Origin of the sequence: Nocardioides sp. NPDC092400 (assembly GCF_040684155.1) — a bacterium.
GTDB lineage: Bacteria > Actinomycetota > Actinomycetes > Propionibacteriales > Nocardioidaceae > Nocardioides.
Map to the genome: position 1 here is coordinate 573,508 of NZ_JBFBFJ010000002.1, position 26,487 is coordinate 599,994.

The 26,487-nt window shown below is 74.0% G+C and carries 26 protein-coding genes and 1 riboswitch; of the genes, 18 read left to right on the forward strand and 8 right to left on the reverse strand.

The window, feature by feature from the left end:
- Positions 1-20: 20 nt before the first annotated feature.
- Positions 21-968 carry an aldose epimerase family protein gene (locus AB0N29_RS10175; RefSeq protein ID WP_364866362.1) on the reverse strand — a complete coding sequence of 316 codons (948 nt, stop codon included), beginning with the start codon at positions 966-968 and terminating at the stop codon, positions 21-23.
- Between the two features lie 40 nt (positions 969-1,008).
- On the reverse strand, positions 1,009-1,485 hold the full coding sequence (locus AB0N29_RS10180; RefSeq protein WP_364866364.1) for a DUF4383 domain-containing protein: 477 nt from the start codon (positions 1,483-1,485) through the stop codon (positions 1,009-1,011).
- A 147-nt stretch (positions 1,486-1,632) separates the two neighbouring features.
- Here AB0N29_RS10180 and AB0N29_RS10185 point away from each other — a divergent pair, with 147 nt between their 5' ends.
- Both AB0N29_RS10185 and AB0N29_RS10190 read left to right on the forward strand, forming a co-directional pair.
- A complete protein-coding gene (locus AB0N29_RS10185) occupies positions 1,633-2,136 on the forward strand; it encodes a hypothetical protein (protein WP_364866366.1) in 504 nt (167 codons plus the stop codon).
- Positions 2,133-2,468: a DUF3140 domain-containing protein gene (locus AB0N29_RS10190; RefSeq protein WP_302269431.1), complete on the forward strand. Its 336-nt coding sequence runs from the start codon at positions 2,133-2,135 to the stop codon at positions 2,466-2,468. The genes AB0N29_RS10185 and AB0N29_RS10190 overlap by 4 nt, the downstream gene beginning before the upstream one ends.
- Positions 2,469-2,477: 9 nt before the next feature.
- On the opposite strand, the gene AB0N29_RS10195 is transcribed toward AB0N29_RS10190, so the two are convergent.
- The 3 genes from AB0N29_RS10195 to AB0N29_RS10205 all read right to left on the reverse strand — a co-directional run bounded on the left by AB0N29_RS10195 (position 2,478) and on the right by AB0N29_RS10205 (position 5,492).
- A complete protein-coding gene (locus AB0N29_RS10195) occupies positions 2,478-3,704 on the reverse strand; it encodes an aminotransferase class V-fold PLP-dependent enzyme (protein ID WP_364866368.1) in 1,227 nt (408 codons plus the stop codon).
- Positions 3,701-4,570: a tryptophan 2,3-dioxygenase gene (gene kynA, locus AB0N29_RS10200; protein WP_302269433.1), complete on the reverse strand. Its 870-nt coding sequence runs from the start codon at positions 4,568-4,570 to the stop codon at positions 3,701-3,703. Before kynA ends, AB0N29_RS10195 begins: the two co-directional genes overlap by 4 nt.
- A 154-nt stretch (positions 4,571-4,724) precedes the next feature.
- Positions 4,725-5,492, reverse strand: a complete 768-nt coding sequence (locus AB0N29_RS10205; RefSeq protein ID WP_364866371.1) for a putative protein N(5)-glutamine methyltransferase — start codon at positions 5,490-5,492, stop codon at positions 4,725-4,727.
- Positions 5,493-5,544: 52 nt separating this feature from the next.
- On the opposite strand from AB0N29_RS10205, the gene AB0N29_RS10210 reads away from it, so the two are divergent.
- The 4 genes from AB0N29_RS10210 to AB0N29_RS10225 all read left to right on the forward strand — a co-directional run bounded on the left by AB0N29_RS10210 (position 5,545) and on the right by AB0N29_RS10225 (position 9,876).
- Complete coding sequence (locus tag AB0N29_RS10210) at positions 5,545-6,741, forward strand: NADH:flavin oxidoreductase (protein WP_364866373.1); 1,197 nt, start codon at positions 5,545-5,547, stop codon at positions 6,739-6,741.
- A 129-nt stretch (positions 6,742-6,870) separates the two neighbouring features.
- On the forward strand, positions 6,871-7,980 hold the full coding sequence (locus tag AB0N29_RS10215) for a diacylglycerol kinase (RefSeq protein WP_364866375.1): 1,110 nt from the start codon (positions 6,871-6,873) through the stop codon (positions 7,978-7,980).
- Positions 7,977-8,780 carry an SDR family oxidoreductase gene (locus AB0N29_RS10220; RefSeq protein ID WP_302269438.1) on the forward strand — a complete coding sequence of 268 codons (804 nt, stop codon included), beginning with the start codon at positions 7,977-7,979 and terminating at the stop codon, positions 8,778-8,780. The genes AB0N29_RS10215 and AB0N29_RS10220 overlap by 4 nt, the downstream gene beginning before the upstream one ends.
- 22 nt (positions 8,781-8,802) lie before the next feature.
- Entirely contained in the window at positions 8,803-9,876 is a 1,074-nt protein-coding gene (locus AB0N29_RS10225) for an MBL fold metallo-hydrolase (protein ID WP_364866377.1), read from the forward strand.
- Between the two features lie 128 nt (positions 9,877-10,004).
- On the opposite strand, the gene AB0N29_RS10230 is transcribed toward AB0N29_RS10225, so the two are convergent.
- Both AB0N29_RS10230 and AB0N29_RS10235 read right to left on the reverse strand, forming a co-directional pair.
- A complete protein-coding gene (locus AB0N29_RS10230) occupies positions 10,005-10,442 on the reverse strand; it encodes a GNAT family N-acetyltransferase (RefSeq protein WP_364866379.1) in 438 nt (145 codons plus the stop codon).
- Positions 10,439-11,359 (reverse strand): alpha/beta hydrolase, encoded by a 921-nt coding sequence (locus AB0N29_RS10235; RefSeq protein ID WP_364866381.1) that lies wholly within the window; start codon positions 11,357-11,359, stop codon positions 10,439-10,441. The genes AB0N29_RS10230 and AB0N29_RS10235 overlap by 4 nt, the downstream gene beginning before the upstream one ends.
- A gap of 89 nt (positions 11,360-11,448) precedes the next feature.
- Between AB0N29_RS10235 and AB0N29_RS10240 the strand changes: the two genes are divergently transcribed.
- The 8 genes from AB0N29_RS10240 (at position 11,449) to AB0N29_RS10275 (ending at position 21,588) form a co-directional block, all read left to right on the forward strand.
- Entirely contained in the window at positions 11,449-12,021 is a 573-nt protein-coding gene (locus tag AB0N29_RS10240; protein ID WP_302269442.1) for a carboxymuconolactone decarboxylase family protein, read from the forward strand.
- Positions 12,018-12,911: an RNA polymerase sigma-70 factor gene (locus AB0N29_RS10245; RefSeq protein ID WP_302269443.1), complete on the forward strand. Its 894-nt coding sequence runs from the start codon at positions 12,018-12,020 to the stop codon at positions 12,909-12,911. The genes AB0N29_RS10240 and AB0N29_RS10245 overlap by 4 nt, the downstream gene beginning before the upstream one ends.
- A 6-nt stretch (positions 12,912-12,917) precedes the next feature.
- A riboswitch (TPP riboswitch) is annotated at positions 12,918-13,025 on the forward strand.
- A complete protein-coding gene (locus tag AB0N29_RS10250; protein WP_302269444.1) occupies positions 13,015-14,082 on the forward strand; it encodes a thiamine ABC transporter substrate-binding protein in 1,068 nt (355 codons plus the stop codon). Its footprint overlaps the riboswitch before it by 11 nt.
- 22 nt (positions 14,083-14,104) lie before the next feature.
- Positions 14,105-15,736, forward strand: coding sequence for an ABC transporter permease subunit (locus AB0N29_RS10255; RefSeq protein ID WP_364866385.1), 1,632 nt, complete (start codon positions 14,105-14,107; stop codon positions 15,734-15,736).
- 2 nt (positions 15,737-15,738) lie between these two features.
- Entirely contained in the window at positions 15,739-16,716 is a 978-nt protein-coding gene (locus tag AB0N29_RS10260; protein WP_302269446.1) for an ABC transporter ATP-binding protein, read from the forward strand.
- 34 nt (positions 16,717-16,750) lie between these two features.
- A complete protein-coding gene (locus AB0N29_RS10265) occupies positions 16,751-17,788 on the forward strand; it encodes a phosphatase PAP2 family protein (RefSeq protein WP_302269447.1) in 1,038 nt (345 codons plus the stop codon).
- 268 nt (positions 17,789-18,056) lie between these two features.
- A complete protein-coding gene (locus AB0N29_RS10270; RefSeq protein ID WP_364866388.1) occupies positions 18,057-19,445 on the forward strand; it encodes a C40 family peptidase in 1,389 nt (462 codons plus the stop codon).
- 97 nt (positions 19,446-19,542) lie between these two features.
- On the forward strand, positions 19,543-21,588 hold the full coding sequence (locus AB0N29_RS10275) for an acyl-CoA dehydrogenase (RefSeq protein ID WP_364866390.1): 2,046 nt from the start codon (positions 19,543-19,545) through the stop codon (positions 21,586-21,588).
- 90 nt (positions 21,589-21,678) lie between these two features.
- On the opposite strand, the gene AB0N29_RS10280 is transcribed toward AB0N29_RS10275, so the two are convergent.
- Positions 21,679-22,173 (reverse strand): inorganic diphosphatase, encoded by a 495-nt coding sequence (locus AB0N29_RS10280; RefSeq protein WP_302269451.1) that lies wholly within the window; start codon positions 22,171-22,173, stop codon positions 21,679-21,681.
- Between the two features lie 105 nt (positions 22,174-22,278).
- Here AB0N29_RS10280 and dacB point away from each other — a divergent pair, with 105 nt between their 5' ends.
- Genes dacB through hpt form a run of 4 tightly spaced genes read left to right on the forward strand, consistent with a single transcriptional unit; the run spans position 22,279 to position 26,406 of the window.
- Positions 22,279-23,748: a D-alanyl-D-alanine carboxypeptidase/D-alanyl-D-alanine-endopeptidase gene (gene dacB / locus AB0N29_RS10285; protein ID WP_364866393.1), complete on the forward strand. Its 1,470-nt coding sequence runs from the start codon at positions 22,279-22,281 to the stop codon at positions 23,746-23,748.
- 9 nt (positions 23,749-23,757) lie between these two features.
- Positions 23,758-24,795 (forward strand): zinc-dependent metalloprotease, encoded by a 1,038-nt coding sequence (locus AB0N29_RS10290; RefSeq protein WP_364866395.1) that lies wholly within the window; start codon positions 23,758-23,760, stop codon positions 24,793-24,795.
- A 7-nt stretch (positions 24,796-24,802) separates the two neighbouring features.
- On the forward strand, positions 24,803-25,801 hold the full coding sequence (gene tilS / locus AB0N29_RS10295) for a tRNA lysidine(34) synthetase TilS (protein WP_364866397.1): 999 nt from the start codon (positions 24,803-24,805) through the stop codon (positions 25,799-25,801).
- A 53-nt stretch (positions 25,802-25,854) separates the two neighbouring features.
- Positions 25,855-26,406: a hypoxanthine phosphoribosyltransferase gene (gene hpt / locus AB0N29_RS10300; protein ID WP_364866400.1), complete on the forward strand. Its 552-nt coding sequence runs from the start codon at positions 25,855-25,857 to the stop codon at positions 26,404-26,406.
- The last annotated feature ends 81 nt before the right edge of the window (positions 26,407-26,487 follow it).

Here is a 26,487-nt window from a genome sequence, read left to right on the forward strand (position 1 = left end):
GTACGACACTCGAACTAATGTCAACGGTCGGGCGTGATCGTGACCTCGCTGGTCCACCGGTAGGTCTCCCCGGGGCGCAGGACCGCCGAGGGCCACTCCGGGTGGTGCGGGGTGTCGGGGTGCAGCTGGGGCTCGATCGCGATGCCGGCGTACGGCGCGTGCGGCGGGCGGTCGAAGGCCCCGGCGGTGTAGACCTGGACGCCGGGCTGGTCGGCGGCGAGCTCCAGCACCAGGCCGTGGCCGCGCAGCCGGGCCACCTCGCGCAGCGGACCGCCGGGGGACCAGCCGCTCTCGCACCCGCGGACCACGAAGGGGTGGTCGAGGTCGCCGGGCCGGCCGCCCGAGCGGAGGTCGAAGCGCGTGCCGGCGACGTCGGCGACCTCCCCGGTCGGCACGCCGTCGGTGACCGGGAGGTAGGCGTCCGCGTGCAGCGTCAGCTCGTGGTCGGCCGCCGTCTCCCCGCCGAGGCGGTAGTAGGCGTGGCTGGACAGCGAGACCACCGTCGGGGCGTCGGTCGTCGCGGCGTACGACGTCCGCAGGGTGCGGTCCCGCACCTCGAAGCGAGCGCGCACCGTCACCGTGCCGGGGAACCCCTGGTCGCCGTCCGGGCTGACCAGCTCCAGCTCGGCGGAGGTCGGGCCGGAGGCGACGACGGTCCAGGTGCGCCGGTCGAAGCCGTCCGGGCCGCCGTGCAGGGTGTGCCCGCGGTCGTTGGTGGGCAGCTGGTGCGTCGTGCCGTCGACGACCAGCTCGCCGCGCGCGACCCGGTTGGCGTGCCGGCCCACGGTCGAGCCGAGGTAGCGGTCGTCGTCGAGGTGGTCGGCCACCCGCGGCAGCCCGAGGACGACGTCACGCCACGCGCCCCCGCCGTCGCGGGCGCGCAGCCGGTGGACGCGGGCGCCGAGCGGGGCGAGGGCGAGGTGGAGGTCGTCGCTGTGCAGCTCGATCAGCTGCTCGTGGTCGGTCACGGGCGCCGAGGGTAGGCCCCCGTGACCGACGAGCCGTCGGTCAGGCGGGGTACTGCCCGCCGACCGGGCCGCGCAGCGCGCGGTAGCCGGCGAAGCCGAGGCCGAGCATCGTCAGGGCGAGGGCCAGGTGCAGCCAGTTGTCGGCGTTGTTCAGCGGCACGAAGTTCGCGTCGCTGCCGTGGCCGATCGCGAGGCCGTAGACCCACAGCAGGAGGTAGACCAGGCCGCCGCCGGCGAGGTACGCCGCGGAGGCGGTGGCCTTGCGGGCCACGGCGAGCCCGACGACGCCGAAGAGCAGGTGGACGACGTTGTGCAGGACCGAGACCTGGAAGACGCCGAGGAGCTTCGCGTGGCTCTCGTGGCCGGCGATCTCGAGCTGGTCGTAGTTCGTCGTGATGCCGGGGATGAAGCCGGCGATGCCGACGAGCAGGAAGACCGCGCCGTACACGAGCGCGGCGGTGCGGAGGAACGGGACGGCCTTGGACGGTCCGGCCGGGCCGGTGTGGGTGGCATCCATCACGGCTCCTTCCTTGATCGGGTCGGGGACATACCGGGGGTACCCCGCGGCCGCACGACCAGCCCCACCCCGGCGGGGAGGAGTGCGCCGGGCGCTCCCTGGGCACCGCCCGGAGGACTTCACGAACCGTCTCAGGAGGACATGCACATGGCACAGCTGGTGCTCGGGCTGTGGGCGGCCACGGCGTTCTTTGGTGCCTACATGTTCAGCTTCACCCTCGGCGCGGCCCGCTCGCGGGCCGAGGCCGAGCCCGGCCAGCTCACGAGCAAGCTGCCGCCGTTCGCCACGTTCGTGCACCCGCTCTTCGGGCTCGCCGGGCTGGCGCTGTGGATCGCCTACCTCGCCGCGGGCCAGCAGTCGCTGGCGTGGATCACCCTGGTCGTGCTGATCGCCGGCGCCGGCATCGGCGACGTCCTGCTGGTCAAGACGCTGGGCTCCCGCAAGGACGCCGAGCACACGGTCGAGGACCGGATCCCGACCTCGGCGATGGCGATCCACGGCATCCTCGCCGTCGCCACGATCGGCGCCGTGCTGCTGGTCTGCCTCGGCGTGGACAGCCAGGAGGGCGACGACGACGCCGACTTCGGCAAGACCATGGCGCCGGTCGTCCAGCCCGTCCAGCCCGTCCAGCCCGTCCAGGTCGCGCGATGAGCGCCGAGGGCCTCGACGAGGTCTGGGACGACTGGAAGGAGGCGGTCAACATGACCGCCTCGGAGCTGGAGTCGTGGCTGGAGAGCGACGACTCCCGGCGCGTCGGCCAGAAGTCCGGTGGCGGCGAGTCCACCGGCCACAAGTCGGGGAAGCGCATCGTGGGGATCCTGCGCACCAAGAAGGGCGACCTGACCGACGCCGACGTCGCGCACATGCGCAAGGTCGTCGGCTACGTGCACCGCCACCTCGCCCAGGGGCCGGACAAGGACGTCGAGCACAGCGACTGGCGCTACTCGCTGATGAACTGGGGCCACGACCCGACGAAGGGGTGACCCGCCCGCTCAGGCGGTGAGCTCCCCGAGCGCGGTGGCCACGGCGTCGATCCCCCGCTCGACCTCGACGAAGCTCGTGCTGAGCGGGGAGAGCCCGACGCGGAGGCCCGACGGTGGCCGGAAGTCGGGCACGACCCCCCGCTGCCAGAGCAGGGCGGTCACCTCCCGGAACGCCGGGTGCTCGAGCATCACGTGCGCCCCGCGCCCGGCGGGGTCCCGCGGGCTCGCCAGCCGGACGCCGTACGTCGCCAGCCGCTCGTCGGCGAGCGCGACCGCGTGCTCGGTCAGCGCCATCGCCTTCGCGCGGACCGCCGGCATGCCGGCCTCCTCGACGAGGTCGAGCATCGCCTGCAGCGGCTGCATCGCGAGCACCGGCGGGGTCCCGGTGAGCATCCGCCGGATGCCGGGGGCGGGCTCGTAGCCCGGCCCCATCGCGAACGGGTCGGCGTGGCCCATCCAGCCCCACAGCGGCTGCTGGACCTCCGACACCAGGTCGGCGCGGACGTAGGCGAAGGCGGGGGAGCCGGGGCCGCCGTTGAGGTACTTGTAGGTGCAGCCGACCGCGAGGTCCGCGCCCCACGCGTCGAGCTCGACCTCGACCGACCCGGCCGAGTGGCTGAGGTCCCAGACGACGAGCGCGCCGGCGTCGTGGACCAGGGCGGTGAGCGCCGCCCCGTCGGCCACGTGGCCGGACCGGAACGCGACGTGGCTGAGCAGCACCAGGGCCGTCCGCGGGCCGAGCGCGGGCACGAGGTCGTCGGCGGTGACGCCGGCGTCGGGGTGCGCCTCGACCCACCGGACCTCGAGCCCGCACTCGGCGGCGACCCCCTCGACCAGGTAGCGGTCGGTGGGGAAGTTGTCGCGGTCGACGACCACCTCGCGCCGGCCGGGCCGCGCGGCGACGGCCGCCCGCAGGAGCTTGTAGAGCAGCACCGAGGTCGAGTCGCCGACGACGACCTGGCCGGGGCCGGCGCCGAGGACCACCCGGCCGAGCCGGTCGCCGACCCGCGTCGGCTCGTCCATCCACGACTCGTCCCAGCTGCGGATCAGCCGGTCGCCCCACGCGCCCTCGACGAACTCCGCCAGCCGCCCCGCCACGATCGCCACCGGCCGGCCCAGCGAGTTGCCGTCGAGGTAGGCGACCACCGAGGGGTCCTCGGCGCCGACGAAGCGGGAGCGGTACGCCGCGAGCGGGTCGCGCGCGTCGAGCTCGGCCGACGTCGGCCGCGCGCTCACGCGCCCACCTCGCTGCGCACGGCGTACAGCTCGGGGAAGAAGGTGAGGTCCAGCGCCCGGCGCAGGAAGTCGACGCCGGAGGAGCCGCCGGTGCCGCGCTGGAAGCCGATGGTCCGCTGCACGGTCCGCAGGTGCCGGAAGCGCCACTCCTGGACGTCGTCCTCGAGGTCGACGAGGTCCTCGCACGCCTCGTAGAGGCCCCAGGGCAGGTCGCGCTCCTCGTAGACCCGCCGGAAGACCGGCACCAGGTCCTCGCGGAAGGTCCACGGCTCCCGGACGTCGCGCTCCAGCACGTCGGCCGGCACGGCGAGGCCCTGGCGGGCGAGCAGCCGCAGGAACGCGTCGTACAGCGTGGGCTCCTCCAGCAGCGTGGACAGCAGGGCGTGCGCCTCGGGCTCGGACTCGAAGACCCGCAGCATGCCGGGCGCCTTGTTGCCCAGCAGGAACTCGACCGCGCGGTACTGGTGGGACTGGAACCCCGAGCTGCTGCCGAGGGCGCCGCGAAACTCGGAGTACTCCCGCGGCGTGAGCGTCGCGAGCACGGACCACTGCTGGATCAGCGTGCGCATGGTCGCCTTGACCCGGGCCAGGCACTTCAGCGCCGGGGCGAGCTGGTCGCGGTCCATCAGCGCCCGCGCCTCGCGCAGCTCGTGGAGCACCAGCTTCAGCCACAGCTCGGAGGTCTGGTGCTGGATGATGAAGAGCAGCTCGTCGTGGTGCTCGGGCCGGCTGCGCGGGTGCTGGGCCGCGAGCAGCCGGTCCAGGTCGAGGTAGCGGCCGTAGCTCATCGCGCCGTGGAAGTCGGTGCGCACACCCGCCTCGAGCGGCCGCGTGGCCGAGGGGTGCTCGTGGGTGTCCGGGGTCATGCGGGCGACGGTATCCCCGCCGGGTGCTCGCGTCGCGCTGGTCCTCCGCCGACGGCTCCCTCCGCGCAGTGCGCCCCCCATGGCCCTGCGCAGCCTCCCCGGACGGGAGCCGTCGACGGACGAGTCCTCCCCAGGCCGCGGACGGTTGAAACGTCTACCGTCCGAGCACGGCGCAGCCGCCCACCTCGTCGTCGAGGACGACCTCGGTCCGCAGGCCCGCGGCGCGCAGCAGCGCGGCCGAGCGCTCCGCCTGGTGGCGACCGGTCTCGACCAGCACGGTCGCGCCGGGCGCCAGCCACGGCCTCGCGCCGGCGGCCACCCGGCGCTGGACGTCGAGGCCGTCGCCACCGCCGTCGAGGGCCACGCGGTGCTCGTGGTCGCGCGCCTCGTGCGGCATCAGGGCGACGTCGCCGGTCGGGACGTACGGCGCGTTCGCGACCAGCACGTCCACCCGGCCGAGCAGGTGGCGCGGCAGGGCGTCGAAGAGGTCGCCCTCGTGCACCGTGGCCGGGGACAGGTTCCGCCGCGCGCAGGCGACGGCCGCCGGGTCGAGGTCCGCCGCGTGCACGTCGGCGTCGGGCCGGGCCGCGCGGACGGCGGCGGCCACCGCGCCGGAGCCGCAGCACAGGTCGACGACCACCGCGCCGTCCCCGCGCCGCGCCAGCCGGTCGAGCACGAGCCGCACCAGCAGCGTCGTACGCCGCCGAGGGACGAAGACGCCCGGCTCGACCACCACCCGCAGCCCGGCGAACTCCGCCCACCCCAGCACCTGCTCCAGCGGGAGGCCGGCGACGCGGGCCGCGACGAGGCGGTCGAGGTCGGTGGCGTCGGCGGCCTGGCCGACCAGCAGCTCGGCCTCCTCCTCGGCGAAGACGCACCCGGCGGCGCGCAGCCGCGCCACCACGGTGCTCGCCGTCGTCATGCCGTCATTGTGACGGCTCCCCGCGGAACTGGAACACGTTACAGTTTCGCGGGTGACCGCTCCCGACGTCTTCGCCCCTGCCACCCTCGGCCCGGTGCGCCTGCGCAACCGGACGGTCAAGGCCGCGACGTTCGAGGGCCGCACCCCGCAGGGGCAGGTCACCGACGAGCTCATCGACTACCACCTCGCGCCGGTCCGTGGCGGCGTGGCGCTGACCACGGTGGCCTACCTCGCGGTGGCGCCCGAGGGGCGCACCCACCGCGAGGTGATCGTGGTCGGGGAGGACACCCTCGCCGGGCTGGCCCGGCTCGCCGACGCCGTGCACGCCGAGGGTGCCGCGATCGCGGGCCAGGTGGGCCACGCGGGCCCGGTGGCCAACGGCCGCTCCAACGGCGTCCGGGCGATCGCCGCCAGCGGCATGCCGAGCCCGCTGTCGATGCAGATGATCCGGTCGGCGACCGAGGCCGACCTGACCCGGGTGACCCGGGCGTACGTCGCCGCCGCGCGCACGTTGGTCCGCGCCGGGTTCGACGTGCTCGAGCTGCACATGGCGCACAGCTACCTCATCTCCTCCTTCCTCGCGCCCGGCCTCAACCGCCGCGGGGACCGCTGGGGCGGCTCGCTGGAGAACCGTGCCCGCCTCGCCCGCCAGGTCGCCCGCGCGGTCCGCGACGAGGTCGGCGACGAGGTCGCGGTGACCGCGAAGGTGTCCACCTCCGACGGCTTCAAGGGCGGGGTCACCACCGAGGCCGGGCTCGAGGTGGCGCGGCTGCTCGAGGCCGACGGCAACCTCGACGCGCTCCAGCTCTCCGGCGGCAGCTCGCTGATGAACCCAATGTACCTCTTCCGTGGCGGCACCCCGGTCGCGGAGTTCGCCGCTGTCATGCCGCTGCCGGTGCGGCTCGGGATGCGCACGCCGGTCGGCCGGTCGTTCATGAAGTCCTATGAGTTCCACGAGGGCTACTTCCGCGACAAGGCCCTGCGGTTCCGTGAGGCGCTGTCGATGCCGCTGATGTTCCTCGGCGGGGTCAACCGGCTGGAGACGATGCAGCAGGCGATGGCCGACGGCTTCGAGTACGTCGCCCTGGGCCGCGCCCTGCTCCGCGAGCCGGACCTGCTGGCGCGGATGCAGGCCGGCCGCGCGGTCGAGGGCGTCTGCATCCACTGCAACCGGTGCATGCCCACCATCTACGCCGACGGCGGCACTCGCTGCCCGGTCGCCCTCGAGCTGACCGCGTCGCCTGCCTGAGCGGCTTGTAACGCGCTGTTCGACGATCTACCGCGCCGACCGATCGACGCGGTAGACCCGCGAACGGCGCGTTGCAAGCAACGTCGGCGACCCTTCCGCAAATCTAGAACGTGTTCTAAGTTGTGCCCCATGTCACAGGTCTTCCCCGAGAAGCCCCTGCGCGTCGTCGTCTGGTCGACCGGGACCATCGGCCGGCACGCGATCGCCGGCATCGACGCCCACCCGGACCTCGAGCTGGTCGGGGTGTGGGTCTCCAACCCGGCCAAGGACGGCCGCGACGCCGGCGAGCTGGCCGAGCTCGGCCGCGAGCTGGGCATCCTGGCGACGACCGACCGCGACGCGCTGGTCGCGCTGGCGCCCGACGCGATCGTGCACACCGCGATGGCCGACGACCGGGTCTTCGAGTGCATCGAGGACCTGGTCGGCTTCGTCGAGGCGGGGATCAACGTGACCAGCAGCGGACCCGTGCTGCTGCAGTGGCCGGAGGGGATCCTGCCGCCGGAGATGATCGAGCGGATCGAGGACGCCTGCCGCCGCGGGGGCGCGAGCCTGCACGTCAACGGCATCGACCCCGGGTTCGCCAACGACGTGCTGCCGCTGGTGATGACGAGCCTCTCCCAGCGCATCGACGAGGTGCGCGTGATGGAGGTCTGCGACTACTCGACCTACTACCAGCCGGTGGTGATGGGTGAGATGTTCGGCTTCGGCAAGCCGATGGACGAGCTCGGCATGCTCTGGCACCCCGGCATCCTCACCATGGCGTGGGGCAGCGTCGTGCGGCAGATCGCGGCTGCCCTCGACGTCACCCTCGACGAGCCGCTGACCGAGGAGGTGGACCGTCGCCCGGCCGCCCGGGACACCAGCTCGGTCTCCGGCGACATCGCCGCCGGGACCCTGGGCGCGGTGCGCTTCCAGGTGATCGGCAAGGTCGACGGCGTGCCGCGCGTGGTGCTCGAGCACGTCACCCGCACCGACGCCGCCGAGCACGACGACTGGGAGCGCCCGCCGGCCGGCACCGACGGCTGCTACCGCGTCCGCATCACCGGCGAGCCGATGATGCAGGTCGACTTCCTCCACCACGGCGAGCACGGCGACCACAACGTCAGCGGCATGATCACCACCGCGCAGCGGATCGTGAACGCCCTGCCCGCCGTCGTCGCCGCCGAGCCCGGCATCGTCCGCGCCGTCGACCTGCCGCTGGTCACCGGTCGCGGCCTGGTCACGGGTGCCGGTCGATGACGATCCTCGACCGGTTCACCACCACCGACCAGGTCGCCGTCGTCACCGGCGCCGGCCGCGGGATCGGTGCGGCGACCGCCGTCGCGCTCGCCGAGTCCGGGTCGGACGTGGTCGTCTCCGCCCGCACCGCCGACCAGCTCGAGCGGGTCGCGGAGCAGGTCCGGGCCGTGGGACGCCGGGCCGTCGTCGTACCGGCCGACCTCAGCGACCTCGACGCGGTCGCCGGCCTCGCGCACGCGGCGTACGACGCGTTCGGGCGGCTCGACACGGTCGTCAACAACGTCGGCGGCACCATCCCGAACGCCTTCCTCGACACCAGCGTCGACTACCTCGAGGAGGCGTTCCACTTCAACGTCTCCACCGCCCACGCGCTGAGCGTCGCGGCGGTGCCGCTGATGCTCAAGGGGTCCGAGGGCCAGAAGTCGATCACCACGATCTCCTCGATGATGGGCCGCTCCGCGGGGCGCGGCTACCTGGCGTACGGCACCGCCAAGGCCGCGCTCGCGCACTGGTCGCGGCTGGCGGCCACCGACCTCGCGCCGCGGATCCGGGTCAACGGCATCTACGTCGGCTCGGTGATGACCAGCGCCCTGGAGTTCGTCGCCGGGGTGCCGGAGATGATGGACCAGCTCGAGACCAAGACCCCGCTGGGGCGGGTCGGCGAGGCCGAGGACGTCGCCGCCGCGGTGGTCTACCTCAGCTCGCGCGCGGGCCAGTACGTCACCGGCAAGCTGCTCGAGGTCGACGGCGGGATCCAGGCGCCCAACCTGGACCTGGGACTGCCGGACGTCTCCGGGTGAACCGGGACGTAGGGTCCGCCGGGTGACCTCCTCCACCACCTCGACCGCGCACGCCGTCTCGCCCGACTCCGGGGAGCACTGGACCGCGGAGGGTGCCTGGCAGGTCGCCGAGGGGATCCACCGGATCCCGCTGCCGCTGCCGATGGACGGGCTGCGGGCGATCAACGTCTACGTGCTCGTCGCCGACGACGGGCTGACGCTCGTCGACGGCGGGTGGGCGATCCCGCAGGCCCGCGAGCTGCTCGACCGGTGCCTCGGGCAGATCGGCGCCGGCTTCGGCGACATCCGCCGCTTCCTCGTCACCCACGTGCACCGCGACCACTACACGCTGGCCCGCGTGCTGGGCACCGAGCTCGGCGTCGACGTCACGCTCGGCCGGGGCGACCGGCCGGCGTTGGAGCTGATGCAGGACGCGGCGTCGATGATCGAGAACCCCTTCGCCGGTGCGCTGCGCACGGCGGGCGCCGCCGAGCTGGCCGAGGAGTGGAACAGCCCCGGGCAGGAGTCCGACGAGGACCGGCTCCCGGACCCGACGCACTGGGCGTTCGCCGACACCTGGCTCGAGGGCGACACCCGGATCGAGGTCGGCCCGCGCACCGTTGACGCCGTCCACACCCCGGGCCACACCCCCGGGCACTACGTGTACGCCGAGCGGGACGCCGGCCTGCTGTTCGCCGGCGACCACGTGCTGCCGACGATCACCCCCTCCATCGGCTTCACCATGCCGATGGACCAGCAGCCGCTGGGCGACTTCATGGCCTCGCTGACCAAGGTCCGCTCGCTGCCGGACCTGACCATCCTCCCCGCGCACGGGCCGGTCGCGCCGTCCTCCCACACCCGGGTCGACGAGCTGCTCGCCCACCACGAGACCCGCCTCGCCGACTCGCTGGCCGCGCTCTCCTCCGGCCCGCTCACCGCCCACCAGGTCGCCGGCCACCTCGGCTGGACCCGCCACGAGCACGCGTACGACACCCTCGACGTCTTCAGCCGCGGCATGGCCGCCATGGAGACCAAGGCCCACCTCGAGCTGCTCGTCGCCCGCGGCCGCGCCACCCGCACCGACACCTCCGACGGGGTCGTCTTCTCGGCGGTGTGAGGCGGTTCAGAATCCCAGGTTCACTTGGGATCTTGCTGCTTCGCGGCTGTTGCAATGGCAGGGAAGCATCAACATCCCAGGTTTACTTGGGATGTTGCGTGTCACAGCCACCCCACTAGTCACACGAGTCACGCGACGGGTCGCCGCATCGGCACGTGCGGGATGCCGTCCTCGAGGAACTCCGGCCCGTCGGGCGCGAAGCCGAAGGTGGCGTACCACCGGGCCAGGGGCGCCTGGGCGTCGAGGACGACGTCGCGGCCGAGGCAGGACTCCAGCGCCGCGCGCATGACGACGTCGGCGAGCCCCTGCCCGCGCGCGGGGACGTCGAGCAGCACCCGGCCGATGCGCCAGAGGTCGCCGTCGTCGAGGACCCGGGCGTAGCCCACCAGGGCGGAGTCGTCGAGGAGCAGGACGTGCCGGGTGCCGGGCTCGAGGTCGCGGCCGTCGAGGTCGGGGTAGGGACACTCCTGCTCGACGACGAAGACCTGCTGGCGCAGCCGTGCGACGGCGTACACGTCGGTGGCCGAGAGATCGGTGAAGGGCACGACCAGGGTGCGGGGGGTCATCGCAGGAACTCCTCGGTACGTCGCCACGCGCGCCGGGCCTCGGGCACGAGCGGCAGCAGGGGGTAGACGTGGAGCAGGTCCGGCTCCTCCACGTAGGTCAGCGGCCAGCCGGCCTCCTGGGCCCGCCGGACGAGCAGCCGGGTGCCCGGGGTGAGCAGGTCGCGGGTCCCCTGGAAGACCAGGGCCGGCGGCAGGCCGGCGAGGTCACCGAGCGCCGGCGAGACCTCGGGGCGGGCCAGGTCGTCCGGCGAGCCGGCCCACCACGCGGCGTGCGCGCGGAGCTTGCCGAGGAACAACCAGGGGTCGACCGCGTCGAAGGCCTCGGTCTCGGGGGTGCTGGTGCTGAGGTCCACCCACGGTGAGTGCAGCAGCAGCCGGTCGGGCTGCGGCAGGTCCCGGTCCCGCAGGGACAGGGCGAGCGCGAGCGCCAGCCCGCCGCCCGCGGAGTCGCCGGCCAGCACGGTGCCGCCGGGGGAGCGCTCGCCCCACTCCGCGGCCAGCCGGACCAGCGCGTCGTGGGAGTCGCGCCAGGTGTGCTCGGGCGCGAGCGGGTAGTCGGGCAGGACGACGCGCACGCCGAGCCGGTCGGCCAGCCGCGCGGCGTACCGCACGTGGAAGGGGTCGATCCCCGCGGTGTACCCGCCGCCGTGCACGTAGACCACCGTCCGGGTCGGCGAGGTCCCCCGCGCGGTGAGGACGTACGACGCGAACGACCCGCCGTCGGTCGGCACCTCCTCCCGCACCACCGAGAACCGCCGCGCGAACCGCGGGACCGCGTTGGTCGGCAGCGGCCGGCCGACGGTGCCGACGTGCCACCGCTCCAGCCGGGCGCGCTCGGCCTCGGGCGAGTCGAGGTCGCGGGAGCGGCGGAGCCGGGGCAGGGCCCACGCGAGGGCCTGGTGGGTCAGGGACGGCACGGGCCAACTCTCACACGTCCGCGGGACCGGCATGTCACACGCGCCGCCCGGCCGGTGTCTGGAGGGCAGACCCGAGAGAAGGAGCTCCGATGCCCAGCACGTTCCGCATCCCCCGCGCCACCGTCACCGGCCTCTACGGCCGGGTCATGGAGGCCTACGCCCGCCGCACCTACGGCCAGGTGCCCGACAACGCCTACGTCCTCTGGCACCACCGCAGGGCCCTCCGCGCGGTGCTGTCCCTGGAGTCCAAGGTGGCCCGGTTCGACGCCCTCGACGCGCACCTGAAGTCCTACGCGCTGCTCGCGAGCGCAGGCACGATCGGCTGCAGCTGGTGCCTGGACTTCGGCTACTTCCTCGCCCACGACGAGGGCCTGGACACCGCCAAGGTGCGCGAGGTGCCGCGGTGGCGCACCTCGGAGGTCTTCACCGACCTCGAGCGCGACGTCATGGACTACGCCGAGGCGATGAGCGAGACGCCGCTGCGGGTCACCGACGCGATGGTGGCCGGCCTCGTCGAGCGGCTCGGCGCGGAGGCGGTCGTCGAGCTGACCCAGATGGTGGCGCTGGAGAACATGCGCTCCCGGTTCAACGCCGCCGCCGGCCTGCAGAGCCAGGGCTTCTCCGACGTCTGCGAGCTGCCGCTGGCTACGGTCCGTCCGTGACGCACGCCGATCCGCACGCCGACGACTTCGCGACGTACCGCAACCTGCTCTTCACCGTCGCCTACGAGCTGCTGGGGTCGGCCGCCGACGCCGAGGACGTGCTGCAGGAGGCGTGGCTGCGCTGGGCCGAGGTGGACCTCGCGGAGGTGCGCGACCCGCGGGCGTACCTCGTCCGCGTCGTCACCCGGCAGGGCCTCAACCGGCTGCGGACCCTCGCCCGGCGCCGGGAGGCCTACGTCGGCCCGTGGCTGCCCGAGCCGCTGCTCACCGTCCCCGACGTCGCCGAGGACGTCGAGCTGGCCGACAGCGTCTCCACCGCGATGCTGCTCGTCCTGGAGACCCTCACACCGACCGAGCGGGCGGTGTTCGTGCTGCGCGAGGTCTTCGACGTGCCGTACGACGAGATCGCGGCCGCCGTGGACAAGTCACCGGCCGCGGTGCGCCAGGTCGCGCACCGCGCGCGCAGCCACGTCGAGGCGCGCCGCCCGCGGGTCAGCGTGAGCCGCGCGGAGCAGCGGGCCGTGGTCGACCGGTTCCTCGCCGCGGCGAGGACCGGTGACCTCGCGTCGCTGGTGGAGGCGCTGGCACCCGACGTGGTGCTCACCAGCGACGGCGGGGGCCTGCGCTCCGCGGCGCGCCGGCCGATCACCGGCCGCGACAAGGTGCTGCGGTTCCTGCTGGGGGTCGTGCCCGAGGGCGGCGACGTGCGGATGGACGCGGTCGAGGTCAACGGCTCGCCCGCGCTGCGCTTCGTCATCGACGGCGTCCTGGACACGGTGGCCACGCTGCTGGTCGAGGACGGCGCGGTCACCGGCATCTACGTCGTCCGCAACCCCGAGAAGCTCGAGCGGCTCGGACACCCCGACGGGCCGGTGGTGCTGGCGCGCTAGGTTGTGCGGACACGACAGGGGAGCACGCGCAGGCGTGCTGAGAGTGCAGAAGAGCTGCAGACCCTCGAACCTGCTCCGGTTAGCACCGGCGAAGGGAGTCACCATGAGATCCGTGCGCGCGCTCGCGTCCGTCCTGCTGGTCGGCGCCATCGGCACCGCCACCACGTCCTGCTCGCTGGCGGGGGGTGACGACGAGGGCGACCGCGAGCGGGCCGCGGCCGACGAGGTCGTCCTGGTCACCCACGAGTCCTTCACCCTGCCCGACGAGGTGCTCGCCGCCTTCGAGGAGGAGAGCGGCTACCGCCTGGAGGTCCGCAGCGCCGGCGACGCCGGGGCGCTCACCAACCGGCTGGTGCTGACCAAGGACGACCCGGTCGGCGACGTCGCCTTCGGCATCGACAACACCTTCGCCTCCCGCGCGCTCGACGAGGGGGTCGTCGCCGACACCGACGTCGAGCGTCCCGCCGGAGCAGGGGCGTACGACCTCGAGGGCGAGGGCGGCGACGACCTGGTCCCCGTGGACACCGGCAACGTGTGCGTCAACGTCGACGACACCTGGTTCCGGCGCGAGGGCGTCGAGCCGCCGCGCAGCCTGGAGGACCTCACCGAGCCGGCCTACCGCGACCTGCTCGTCGTGCCCGGCGCGACCACCAGCTCGCCCGGCCTGGCCTTCCTGCTGGCGACGGTCGCGGAGTACGGCGACGAGTGGCCCGGCTACTGGGAGCGGCTGGTCGCCAACGGCGCGAAGCTGGTCGACGGCTGGTCCGACGCCTACCAGGTCGACTTCACCCAGGGCGGGGGGAAGGGCGACCGGCCGGTCGTCGTCTCCTACGACTCCTCGCCGGCGTTCACCGTCGACGGCGAGGGCGGCACCACCACGAGCGCGCTGCTCGACACGTGCTTCCGCCAGGTGGAGTACGCCGGGGTCCTGGAGGGCGCGGCCAACCCCGAGGGCGGCGAGGAGCTGCTGGAGTTCCTGCTGACCCCGGAGGTGCAGGCCGCGCTGCCGGACTCGATGTACGTCTTCCCGGTCCGAGACGACGTCGACCTGCCCGCCGACTGGGCCCGGTTCGCGCAGCAGCCGGACGCGCCGTACGCCGTCGACCCGGCGGAGATCGCGGAGAACCGCGACACCTGGCTGCGCGAGTGGACCGACGTCACCACCCGGTGACGGCCCGCGCGAACCGAACCCGATGAGGCGCGTCCTCGCCCTGCTCGGCCTGGCCCTCGGGCCGGTGCTCGTGCTCGGCGTGTTCTTCGTGCTGCCGGTCGCCGGCATGGTCGCCCGCGGCTTCTGGCCCGACGGCGGCTTCGACCCCGGCGGGGTGCTCGAGGTGCTGACCCGGCCGCGGACCGGCCGCGTCGTGTGGTTCACCGTGTGGTCCTCCGCCGTCGCGACCGTCGTCTCGGTGCTGCTCGGCCTGCCGGCGGCGTACGCCCTGCACCGGCTCGACCTGCCGCTGCGGCGGGTGGTGCGGGCCGCGCTGCTCGTGCCGTTCGTGCTGCCGACCGTCGTCGTCGGCGTGGCGTTCCGCCAGCTCTTCGGCGAGGCCGGGCCCCTGGGCGGGCTCGGCCTCGACGGGACGCCGGTCGCGATCGTGGCGGGGCTGGCGTTCTTCAACGTCGCGGTGGTCGTCCGCAGCGTCGGGGCCGCGTGGGAGTCGCTCGACCCGCGGCCCGCCGAGGCCGCCGCCGCGCTGGGCGCCTCGCCCGCGCAGGTGCTGCGCACCGTCACCCTGCCGGCGCTGCGGCCGGCGGTGGTCTCGGCCGCCAGCGTGGTGTTCCTCTTCTGCGCCACCTCCTTCGGCGTGGTGCTCACCCTCGGTGGGCTGCGGTACTCCTCGGTCGAGACCGAGATCTACCTGCTCACCACCAACCTGCTCGACCTCCCGGCGGCCGCGGCGCTCTCGGTCGTCCAGCTCGTCGCGATCACCGCGCTGCTCGCGCTGGCCGCCCGCCTGCGGACGGTGCCCGACCCGACGGTCGCGCGGCGGACCGCCCGGCCCCGCGCCGTACGCCGCTCGGACTGGCCGCAGGTCGCCGCGACGCTCGTCCTCCTGCTGCTGGTCGCCGCGCCGATCGGCACCCTCGTGCTGGGCTCGCTGCGGGTCGACGACGCGTGGAGCCTGGGGAACTACCGGGCCCTGCAGTCCACCGGCGACGGCGCGCTGCTGGTGCCGGTGACCGAGGCGCTGGTCACCTCGCTGCGGACCGCGGTCGACGCGACCTGGATGTCGCTGCTGCTCGGGCTGGTCGTGGCGGTCGTCGTGACCCGCCGCTCCCGCACGCCGGCCGAGCGCCGGGTGCGGTCGGTCCTCGACGGCTTCTTCATGCTGCCGCTGGGGGTCTCCGCGGTGACCCTCGGCTTCGGCTTCCTCATCACCCTGGACCGGCCGCCGCTGGACCTGCGCGACTCGGGGCTGCTGGTGCCGGTCGCCCAGGCCCTGGTGGCCCTGCCGCTCGTCGTGCGGACGATCGTGCCGGTGCTGGCCGGCGTCGACGACCGCCAGCGCCAGGCCGCTGCCTCGCTCGGCGCCGGACCGCTGCGCACGCTGGCGACCGTCGACCTGCCGGTCGTCTGGCGCCCGCTGCTGGCCGCCGCCGGGTTCGCGTTCGCGGCGTCGCTGGGGGAGTTCGGCGCCACGTCGTTCCTCGCCCGGGACGACCGCGCCACCGTGCCGGTCGTCATCTTCCGGCTGATCGGCAGCCCGGGTGCGATGAACTACGGCATGGCCCTGGCCGCCTCTGTCGTCCTCGCCGCCACGACCGCGGTGGTCATGCTCGCGGTCGAGCGGCTCCGCGTCCCGTCCCTCGGAGTCCTCTGACCATGCTCTCGCTCACCGACGTCTCGGTCTCCTACGACGGCGTGCCCGCCGTGCGCGAGGTGACCCTCGACCTCCCCGACGGCGAGGTGCTGGCGGTGCTCGGTCCGTCCGGGTGCGGCAAGTCCACGCTGCTGCGCGCGGTCGCCGGCCTCGAGCCGGCCGACGGCACGACCTCCTGGGACGGCACCGACCTGACCCGGGTCCCGACGCACAAGCGCGGCTTCGCGCTGATGTTCCAGGACGGCCAGCTCTTCGGGCACCTCACCGTCGCGCGCAACGTCGGCTACGCGCTGCGCCTGCGCCGCGCGCCGTCGGCCGCGGCCCGGGTCGAGGAGCTGCTCGAGCTGGTCGGCCTGGTCGGGTACGGCGACCGGCTGCCCGCCACCCTCTCCGGCGGCGAGCGCCAGCGGGTCGCCCTGGCCCGCGCGCTCGCGGTCGAGCCGCGCCTCCTGCTCCTCGACGAGCCGCTCTCCGCCCTCGACGCGGGCCTGCGCGAGCGGCTCGCCGTCGACCTGCGCCGGATCCTCCGCGAGGCCGGCACCACCGCGCTGATGGTCACCCACGACCACGAGGAGGCGTTCACCGTGGCCGACCGGCTCGCGGTGATGCGTGCGGGCCGGGTCGTGCAGCAGGGCGCCATCGACGAGGTGTGGCGGGCGCCGGCCGACCGGGACACCGCGCTCTTCCTCGGCTACGCCCGCGTGCTGGAGGGCGCCGCCGCCGAACTCGTCCTCGGCCGGCCGGCCCCCGCGGTCGCCGTACGCCGCTCCGCCCTGGTCGTCGACGACGCCGGCCGGCTGGAGGGGACCGTCCGCGCCGCGCGCGCCACCCCGACCCAGGTCCGGCTCGTCGTGGACGTGGCCGGCCTCGGCGAGGTGGACGCCGTCGCCCCGCTGGACCGGCGCCCCGCGCTCGGCGCCGGCGTGCGCCTCGCGGTGGACGCCTCGAGACTCGCGGTGGTCGGTGCGGGCGTCGGCTGAGCGTCGGTGTGACGACCTACCTACACTGACCTCCGTGTACCGCCGTGCCTACGCCCTGCTCGTCGCGACGGCGTTGGCGATCGGTGCCTGGGCCGTGATCACCGCGATCGCCATCGACCGGCCGCTGATCGACCCCGAGGGCAGCTTCCTGGGGCCGTCCTGGCTGCGCCTGCCGCTGCTGTGCCTCGGCGCGCTGCTGCTCGACCTGGTGCCCCGGGCGCTGTGGCTCTCCAAGGGACGCGTCAAGGAGATGCCCGACATCGTGCGGGACCGGCTCCGGAGCCACTGGAACCGCGACCGCGTGCTGCTGGTGATGCTCGGCATCGTCTGCTTCTACGTCATCTACGTCTGCTACCGGAACCTCAAGTCGTTCCTGCCGCTGGTCAGCGACCGGATGTACGACCGCGAGCTGCACCTGGTCGACCGGATCCTCTTCTTCGGCCACGAGCCGGCCGCGGTCATCCACGGCATCTTCGGCGACACCGTCGTGGCGCACGTGCTCTCGACCTTCTACCTCCTCTTCATCCCGATGGTTGCGATCCTCGTGACCGTCTGGGTGGTGTGGTCGCGCAACCTCTCCTTCGGCTGGTGGTTCGTCACCTCCCAGGGCCTGGCGTGGACCCTCGGCACCATCTCCTACTACGCGCTGCCGACGCTCGGCCCCGGCCTGGAGTACCCGCACCTCTACGACCTGGCCCACACCGGCACCACCGACCTGATGAACTCCCTGGTCAACGCGCGCCAGAACGTGCTGTGGAGCGACGGCCAGGCGCAGACCGTCGCCGGCTTCGCGAGCCTGCACACCGGCATCTCGCTGCTGTGGGCGCTGATGGTGCAGTACACCGTCCAGAGCCGCGCGCTGCGCATCCTGTTCTGGGTCAACTTCACCCTCACCGTGATCGCGACCCTCTACTTCGGCTGGCACTACGTCGCCGACGACATCGCCGGCGTGTTCATCGCGCTCTTCTCCTTCTACGTGGCCGGTCGTGCCACCGGTCAGAAGTTCGACCGGCACGGGCTCTCCTCGCACCCGACCACCACCACCGCCGCCGTACCCGTCGAGAGGGACTGAGCCCGGACTGAGCCCGGACTGAGCCGGGGCGCTCCGGGGCTGGCCTCCGCGCGGCCGGTCCATCAAGGGATGCAGGGATCCCGCCGCCTCCCGTGCGGAGCACGCACGGGGAGGTGGCTGCTCGTCTGCATCCCTTGATGAAGCGACCGGTGACCGCGGGCGCTTGTAGAACTACATGGATGTAGTTCGCAAGGCGACACGCCGATGATTGTCGGAAAAGTTGGTCCAGATGTGGCAGATGTGACGGAAGTTGTCTAAGTTGCCGCAGGTGCGCTCCCTCGGAACGGCTGCCCTGGCGCTGACCATCGTGGTCGGCGGCCTCTCCGCGACCGCCACCGTCGCCCTCGCGGCGGACGGCGACGACGCCCCGAGCCGGCGACAGGTGGAGCGGGCCGAGCAGGCCGCCGAGGACCGGGTCGGCGACGTCGCGGCGGTCCGGGCGCGGCTGGCCGTGGCCCAGGCCCGGCTCGACCGGGCGGGGCTCGACGCCGCCCGCGCGGCCGAGGCCTGGAACGGCGCCCGCTGGCGCGCGGCCGAGGCGCGACGCGACGTACGCCGGGCCGAGCGGCGCTCGGCCGAGGCCGGCCGCGACCTCGAGGGGCAGCGCGACGCCTACGCCGACGCCGTGACCACCTCCTACCAGCTCTCGCCGGGGCTCAGCTCGCTCACCGCGCTCAGCTCCGAGGGCGGCATCGACGGCGTGCTCAGCCGCTCGGCCACCGTGCGGAATGCGACGGACGCGCTCGAGGGCCGGTACGACGAGTTCCGGGCGGCCGTGACGCTCGCCGAGGTCGCCGGCGACCAGGCCGAGCGCGCGCAGCGGGACGCCGAGGCCGCCGAGGCCGACGCCCGGGCCGCCCGCGACGCCGCGTCGGCCGCGGCCGCGTCGGCCGCGGCCGAGGCACAGTCCGTCGCCGACGAGCGCGACGCGCTCGTGGCGGACCTGGCCCGCCTCCAGGGCATCAGCACCGAGCTGGCCGCGCAGCGGCAGGCCGCGCTCGAGCAGCGTGCCCAGGAGGCGGCCGCGCAGGCCGCCGAGGAGGAGGCCCAGCAGGCCGCCCAGGAGCAGGCCCAGGAGCAGGGCGCGGCGCAGCCGCCGAGCCAGCCCGCCCCCTCGGACCCGACCCAGGACCCGTCTCCCGAGCCCGACCAGGCCCCGGACCAGGCGCCGGCACCGGCCCCCACCCAGGAGCCCACTCCGGAGCCCACCCCGGAGCAGGCGCCGCAGCCCGCCCCGGAGCCCGCGCCGGAGCCCGCCCCGCAGCCCGCTCCCGCCCCCGCGCCTGCCCCCGCTCCGGCGAGCGGCGCCCAGGCGGCGATCGCGTTCGCACGGGCCCAGCTCGGCGAGCCGTACCGCTGGGGCGCTGCCGGACCGTCGGCCTGGGACTGCTCCGGCCTGACGGCGGGGGCCTGGGCTCGGGGCGGCACGACCCTGCCGCACTACTCAGTCGCGCAGTACGCGCAGTCGACGCCGATCACCGCGGGCCAGCTGCGCCCCGGCGACCTGGTGTTCTGGAGCGACGGCGGGCCCTCCTCGATCTACCACGTCGCGCTCTACACCGGGAACGGCCGGATCATCCACGCCCCGCGGACCGGCCGGCCGGTCGTCGAGGAGTCGATGTGGGCCTGGCCGCCGGACCTGTTCGCGCGTCCCTGAGCCGGTGACCGGACCGGTGCGGCCAGGCGTCCAGACCGCTCCGTGAGCCTGCTCGCACCCTGCGTGAGCGATGCTTCCCGCGGGTAACTTGGACGGCATGGCCACCGACACCGTGCCCCCGTCCTCGGCCGAGGACGTCCCCGCCGAGCCCGGCGGGGTCCCGCAGACCGACACCGACGCGCAGGTCGACTCCAAGGCGGGCCACCGGCAGCCGCAGGTCGACGTCGAGGCGCTCACCCGCCTGCTGGACGGGAAGTACGCCGAGGTCCGCAACCTGGTCCGCACCAACCTGGCGGAGTACTCCTCGATCCTCGAGGACGCCGAGACCATGTCGACCGACGACTTCCGCGAGCGGGTCAAGGAGGTCGTGGTCGAGATGGCCTCGACCGGCCAGACCGGCATGGGCTTCCCCGAGGAGTACGGCGGCGGCGGCGACATCGGCGCCTCGATCGCGGCCTTCGAGACGCTGGCGTACGGCGACCTGTCGGTGCTGGTCAAGGTCGGCGTGCAGTTCGGCCTCTTCGGCGGCGCGATCCTGCAGCTGGGCAGCAAGCACCACCACGACGCCTACCTCGAGGACCTGGTTACCGGGCGGCTGATGGGCTGCTTCGCGATGACCGAGTCGGGCCACGGCTCGAACGTCCAGGCGCTCGGCACGGTCGCGACGTACGACGTGGCCACCCAGGAGTTCGTCGTCACCACGACCCACGAGGCGGCGCGCAAGGACTACATCGGCAACGCCGCGAAGCACGCCCGGCTCGCGGTCGTCTTCGCCCAGCTCGAGGTCGCGGGGGAGTCCCACGGCGTGCACGCGTTCGTGGTCCCGGTGCGCGACGAGGACGGCACCGTGGTCGACGGCGTCCGGATCGAGGACGACGGCCGCAAGATGGGCCTCAACGGCGTGGACAACGGGCGGATCTGGTTCGACCAGGTGCGGATCCCCCGGGAGAACCTGCTCAACCGGTTCGCCGACGTGACCCCGGCCGGGGTCTACGAGAGCCCGATCGAGAACCCGAACCGCCGCTTCTTCACCATGCTCGGCACCCTCATCCAGGGCCGGGTCTGCGTGGGCGGCGCCGGGATCAACGCCTCGAAGGTCGCCCTGACGCTGGCGGTGAAGTACGCCCTGCGCCGCCGCCAGTTCGAGGCGACCCAGGAGGGCACCGAGGAGCTGCTCCTCGACTACGGCATGCACCAGCGCCGGCTGCTGCCGCTGCTGGCCCGCACCTACGCGCTGCACTTCGCCCAGGAGGAGCTCGCCTCCCAGCTGCACGACGTGCTGTCGGGGGTGGTCGAGGACGAGCACACCCAGCGCGAGCTCGAGGCGCGCGCGGCCGGCACCAAGGCGCTCGGCACCTGGCACGCGACCCGCACGATCCAGGAGTGCCGCGAGGCCTGCGGCGGCGCGGGCTACCTCGCGGTCAACCGGTTCGCCGCGCTCAAGGCCGACACCGACGTGTTCACGACCTTCGAGGGCGACAACACCGTCCTGCTGCAGCTGGTCGCCAAGGGCCTGCTCACCGACTACGCCAGCGAGTTCGGCGACATGGACCAGCTGGGCATGGTCCGGTTCGTCACCGGCCTTGCCGTGGAGACCGTCATCGAGCGGACCGCGGTCAACAAGCTCCTCGAGCGGATCCGCGACGTGCTCCCCGGCGCCGACGACGGGGACCAGGAGGCCGGCCTGCTCGACCCCGACTACCAGCTGGCGATGTTCCGGTTCCGCGAGGAGCACATCGTCTCCGGCGTCGCCCGGCGCCTCAAGCGCGGCATCGACCGCGGGATGAACCCCGGCGAGGTGTTCTCCCGGGTGCAGGACCACGTGATCGCCGCCGGCCGGGCCCACGTCGAGCGCCTGGTGCTCGAGGCGTTCACCGCCAAGGTCGCCGCGATGCCCGAGGGCGACGACAAGGTCGCGCTGAACCTGCTGTGCGACCTGTACGCGCTCAGCACGCTCGAGGCGGACCGCGCCTGGTTCATGGAGCACGGCCGGCTCTCGGTGGCCCGGTCCAAGGCGATCAGCCGCGAGATCGGCAGCCTGTGCCGCCGGATCCGGCCCATCGCCGACGAGCTCGTCGACGCGTTCGCGGTGCCGCGGGAGATGCTCCGCTCGCCCGACCTGCTGGAGTGGCCTCCGGCCTGACGGCGTACGCCGCGCACGGCCGACCAACGACGACCGCCCGGCCCCTCCAGGGGGCCGGGCGGTCGTCGTACGTGCTGCGGTGAGCGGGGCTCAGTGGCCGCCGTTCTCCTTGAACCGGTCGAAGGAGGCGTGCACCTCGGCCTCGGCCTCCGCGCGGCCGACCCACTCGGCGCCCTCGACGGACTTGCCGGGCTCGAGGTCCTTGTAGACCTCGAAGAAGTGCTGGATCTCGAGGCGGTCGAACTTCGAGACGTGGCTGATGTCGCGCAGGTGCTCCAGGCGCGGGTCGGTCGAGGGGACGCACAGGACCTTGTCGTCGCCGCCGGCCTCGTCGGTCATCCGGAACATGCCGATCGCGCGGCACTTGATCAGGCAGCCGGGGAACGTCGGCTCCTGGAGGATGACGAGCGCGTCGAGCGGGTCGCCGTCCATGCCGAGGGTGTCCTCGATGTAGCCGTAGTCGGCGGGGTACTGCGTCGAGGTGAACAGGGTCCGGTCCAGGCGCAGGCGCCCGGACTCGTGGTCGACCTCGTACTTGTTGCGCTGACCCTTCGGGATCTCGACCAGGACGTCGAACTCGAGCACGTGTTTCCTCCGCTGGCTCCGGGGGCGTTCCAGGACGGCCCGGGACGGGCCAGGAGCACAGTGTCCCGCAGAATGGGCCGCAACGCTCATCCGGAGGGAGGAAACGTGGCGCGACGTGACGCACGCCACGGGTCCAGGCGCGCGCGCCTGCTCCCGCTGGTGGCCCTCCTCGTGCTGGCCGTGGCCGCGGCCGCGGCCTGGCGCTACGACGTCCTCGACCGGTGGCTGGAGCCGGACCGGCCGGCCGACCCGGCAGCGATCGCGCCGCCCGAGGACCTCGCCCTGCCCCCGGCCGTGGAGCCGGCCGCCGTCGCCGAGCCCCTGGCCGCGCCCGGCCCGGTCGCCGCGGCGGCCGTCCGCCGCGCGATCGCCGGCGACCTGCGCGACGAGGACCTCGGGCGCCACGTCCTGGCCGCCGTCGCCCCGCTGGAGGGGGCCGGCGTGCTCGTGCGCACCGGCTCCGGCTCCCCGCTCGCGGTGCCGGCCTCCACCACGAAGGTCGTGACCTCGACCGCCGCCCTGCTCGCGATGGACCCCGACACGGTGTTCACCACCCGTGTCGTCGAGGACGGCGCCCGCGGGATCGTCCTCGTCGGCGGCGGGGACCCGTTCCTGGCCAGCGGGCCCCCCGACGCCCCCGACGCCCCCGACGCCCCTGACTCCTCCGACGGGCCGGTCTGGCCCGAGCGGGCCGACGTCACGACGCTGGCGCGGGCGACCGCCGACGCGCTGGCGGCCGAGGGCCGGACCCGGGTGCGGGTCGGGTACGACACCTCCCTGTTCAGCGGTCCTGAGGCGAGCCCGCGGTGGCGCGCGGACTACCTCCCCGACGGGGTCGTCTCGCCGATCACCGCGCTGTGGGTCGACGAGGGCCGGCCGGCCGAGGGGTTCGGACGGGTCGAGGACCCGGCCCTCACCGCGGCGACGGTCTTCGCCGGCGTGCTCGCCCGGCGCGGGATCGAGGTGGTCGGGGTCCCCCGCGAGCGCGTCGCCGGCGACGGCGCCCTCGAGCTGGCCTCGGTGAGCAGCGCGCCGCTGTCCCAGGTCGTCGAGCAGGTGCTCGAGGTGAGCGACAACGAGGCCGCCGAGGTCCTGCTGCGCCACGTGGGGCTGGCCGCCGAGGGCGAGGGCTCCTTCGCCGCCGGCCGGCGTGGCGTCGTACGGCTGCTGGGGGAGGCGGGCGTCGACCTCGGCCGGAGCGTGCTGTGGGACGGCAGCGGCCTGTCCCGGCAGAACCGGATGGACCCCGCCGCCCTCCTCGACGTCCTGCGCCTGGCCGCCGCCGACGAGCACCCGCGGCTCCGCGCGGTGCTGACCGGCCTGCCGGTCGCCGGGTTCACCGGGTCGCTCAGCGACCGCTTCGACACCGGCGCCCCGGAGGGCCGGGGGCGGGTGCGGGCGAAGACCGGGACGCTGACCGGCATCACCTCGCTCGCGGGCCTCGCGGCCGACCGCGAGGGCCGGCTGATGGTCTTCGCCATGTTCGCCGACAAGGTCCGGGTCGAGGACACGCTGGAGGCGCGCGACGCCATGGACGCCGCCGCCGCGGCGCTCGGCGCTTGCCGCTGCGGATAGTTTCAAGCCATGAGCGATCGCGTGGACGCCATGGTCGACTGGGGCCTGGCGGTCTCCCTGGGCACCCGCATCGCGGGTGAGGGCCCGGTGGTCAGCCGGGACGAGGCCGCCGCCGCCGTCGCGGAGCTGCGCGCCGGCGCCGACCGCTCGACCGGCCTGGTCCGGGACTTCACCGGCCTGGTGGCCGAGGAGCGCACCGCTCCCGTGCTCGTCGTCGACCGCGCCGGCTGGGTGCAGGCCAACGCCGACGCCTTCCAGACCGTGCTCGCCCCCGTCGTCGACAAGCTGACCGAGAAGAAGCCGCCCGGCGCGATCTCCTCCGCGATCGGCTCCAAGGTGACCGGCGCCGAGGTCGGCGGCCTGCTCGGCTTCCTCGCCGGCAAGGTGCTCGGGCAGTTCGACCCGTTCCACGACCCGCACGGCCGGCTGCTCCTCGTCGCGCCGAACATCGTCCACGTCGAGCGCGAGCTCGGCGCCGACCCCACCGACTTCCGGCTCTGGGTCTGCCTGCACGAGGAGACCCACCGCGTGCAGTTCACCGCCGTGCCGTGGATGCGCGACCACCTCTTCGCCCAGGTCGAGGCGCTGGCCGCGACGATGGAGCCGACCGCGCTGCTCGACGACGGCCTCAAGCGCGCCGTGGAGGCGTTCCGCCAGGGCCCGGGCGCGGGGAGCCTGATCGACATCGTCGGGTCGCCGGAGCAGAAGGAGATCCTCGACCGGGTCACGGCGGTCATGTCGCTGCTCGAGGGGCACGCGGACGTCGTCATGGACGGCGTCGGCCCGACCGTCATCCCCAGCGTCGCGAAGATCCGCGCGAGCTTCGACGAGCGCCGCAAGGGCGTCGGCACGCTCGACCGGATCCTGCGCCGCCTGCTCGGCCTCGACGCCAAGATGGCGCAGTACCGCGACGGCGCCCGCTTCGTCCGCGGCGTCGTCGACAAGGTCGGGATGGTGGAGTTCAACGCGGTGTGGGAGCGCCCGGAGAACCTGCCCACCCGCGACGAGGTCGCCGACCCCGACCGGTGGGTGTCGCGGGTCCTGTGACGCGCTGATGTCCCTGCACCCCTCCGTCGCGGCGGTACGCCGCGGCGTGCGCGCCGCGCTCGCCCCGCTGCCGCCCGGCGTGCCCGTCGTCGTCGCGTGCTCCGGGGGAGCCGACTCCCTCGCCCTGCTCGCCGCCACCGTGTTCGAGGGGCACAAGGCCGGGCTGCGCGTCGTCGGCGCGGTCGTCGACCACGGCCTGCAGGAGGGCTCCGCGGAGCACACCGCCCGGGTCGTCGCCCAGATGGGCGACCTCGGCGCCGACGAGACGCTCTCCGCGCGGGTGCAGGTCGACCCGGCCGGGCTCGGGGTCGAGGCTGCGGCGCGGCGGGCCCGGTACGCCGTGCTCGAGCAGGTCGCGGCCCACTTCGCCACCGCCGAGGGGCCGGCCACCGTGCTGCTCGGCCACACCCGCGACGACCAGGCCGAGACGGTCCTGCTCGGGCTGGCCCGCGGGTCCGGCGGGCGCTCGCTCGCCGGCATGCGCCGGTCCTTCGGATCCTTCGTGCGCCCGCTCCTCGACGTGACCCGCGACGACACCGTCACCGCCTGCCAGGTCGAGGGGACCGCCTTCTGGGACGACCCGCACAACGCCGATCCCGGCTACGCCCGGGTCCGCGTGCGCCGTACCGTCCTGCCCGTCCTCGAGGACCAGCTCGGCCCCGGCGTCGCGGCGACCCTCGCGCGCACCGCCGACCAGGTCCGTCACGACGTGGACCACCTCGACGACCTCGCCGAGGCCCGCCACGCCGCGCTCGTCGCCCCGGACGGCTCGCTCGCCGTCGCTGACCTGCTCGCCGACCACCCCGCCGTCCGCCACCGCGTCCTGCGGCTCGCCGCCCTCGCCGCCGGCGCCCCCGCCTCGGAGCTGTTCCACGAGCACGTCCTCGCCGTCGACGCCCTGCTCACCGCTTGGCACGGCCAGAAGTGGGTCGACCTGCCCGGGCACCTGCGCGCGCGGCGGCTCGACGGCCGGCTCGTCCTCGGCCGCGACTCCCTACCCGACTGACGGCCCGACCCCGGCGCGGGGGAGGTCGACGCGCACGCAATACGCTTCCGCACATGGACGCTGCTGACGTGTCGGACGACCTGCTCAACGTGCTCTACACCGAGGCCGAGATCCAGGCGCGGATCAAGGAGATGGCCGCCAACATCGAGCGCGACTACGCCGACAAGGACCTGCTGATCGTCGGCATCCTCCGCGGGGCGGTGATGGTGATGGCGGACATGGCCCGCAGCTTCTCCCGGCACGTCGAGATGGACTGGATGGCGGTCTCGTCGTACGGCTCGGGCACCAAGTCCAGCGGCGTGGTCCGGATCCTCAAGGACCTCGACACCGACATCTCCGGGCGCCACGTCGTGATCGTCGACGAGATCATCGACACCGGCCTGACCCTGTCCTGGCTGACGTCCAACCTCAGCAGCCGCAACCCCGCGAGCGTCGAGATCGCGACCCTCCTGCGCAAGCCCGAGGCGCTGCAGATGCCGGTCGACGTCAAATACGTCGGCTGGGACATCCCGAACGAGTTCGTGGTCGGCTACGGCCTCGACTACAAGGAGCGCTACCGCAACCTGCGCGACATCGGGACGCTCGCGCCGCACGTCTACTCCTGACCTGTTCCTGAACAGTCCCTGAGCAGGGCGGACCGGCCCTGCTCCGCGTTGCCGCGGACCTGTACCGTCAGAGGTTCAAGT

Excerpts from the sequence above, each read along its gene's own strand:
- AB0N29_RS10275 (WP_364866390.1), top strand. The coding sequence starts at position 19,543 with ATGGCCACCGACACCGTGCCCCCGTCCTCGGCCGAGGACGTCCCCGCC.
- AB0N29_RS10180 (WP_364866364.1), bottom strand. The coding sequence starts at position 1,485 with ATGGATGCCACCCACACCGGCCCGGCCGGACCGTCCAAGGCCGTCCCG.
- AB0N29_RS10230 (WP_364866379.1), bottom strand. The coding sequence starts at position 10,442 with ATGACCCCCCGCACCCTGGTCGTGCCCTTCACCGATCTCTCGGCCACC.
- AB0N29_RS10260 (WP_302269446.1), top strand. The coding sequence starts at position 15,739 with ATGCTCTCGCTCACCGACGTCTCGGTCTCCTACGACGGCGTGCCCGCC.
- AB0N29_RS10190 (WP_302269431.1), top strand. The coding sequence starts at position 2,133 with ATGAGCGCCGAGGGCCTCGACGAGGTCTGGGACGACTGGAAGGAGGCG.
- hpt (WP_364866400.1), top strand. The coding sequence starts at position 25,855 with ATGGACGCTGCTGACGTGTCGGACGACCTGCTCAACGTGCTCTACACC.
- AB0N29_RS10220 (WP_302269438.1), top strand. The coding sequence starts at position 7,977 with ATGACGATCCTCGACCGGTTCACCACCACCGACCAGGTCGCCGTCGTC.
- kynA (WP_302269433.1), bottom strand. The coding sequence starts at position 4,570 with ATGACCCCGGACACCCACGAGCACCCCTCGGCCACGCGGCCGCTCGAG.
- AB0N29_RS10290 (WP_364866395.1), top strand. The coding sequence starts at position 23,758 with ATGAGCGATCGCGTGGACGCCATGGTCGACTGGGGCCTGGCGGTCTCC.
- AB0N29_RS10240 (WP_302269442.1), top strand. The coding sequence starts at position 11,449 with ATGCCCAGCACGTTCCGCATCCCCCGCGCCACCGTCACCGGCCTCTAC.
- tilS (WP_364866397.1), top strand. The coding sequence starts at position 24,803 with ATGTCCCTGCACCCCTCCGTCGCGGCGGTACGCCGCGGCGTGCGCGCC.
- AB0N29_RS10250 (WP_302269444.1), top strand. The coding sequence starts at position 13,015 with ATGAGATCCGTGCGCGCGCTCGCGTCCGTCCTGCTGGTCGGCGCCATC.
- AB0N29_RS10185 (WP_364866366.1), top strand. The coding sequence starts at position 1,633 with ATGGCACAGCTGGTGCTCGGGCTGTGGGCGGCCACGGCGTTCTTTGGT.
- AB0N29_RS10215 (WP_364866375.1), top strand. The coding sequence starts at position 6,871 with ATGTCACAGGTCTTCCCCGAGAAGCCCCTGCGCGTCGTCGTCTGGTCG.
- AB0N29_RS10205 (WP_364866371.1), bottom strand. The coding sequence starts at position 5,492 with ATGACGACGGCGAGCACCGTGGTGGCGCGGCTGCGCGCCGCCGGGTGC.
- AB0N29_RS10255 (WP_364866385.1), top strand. The coding sequence starts at position 14,105 with ATGAGGCGCGTCCTCGCCCTGCTCGGCCTGGCCCTCGGGCCGGTGCTC.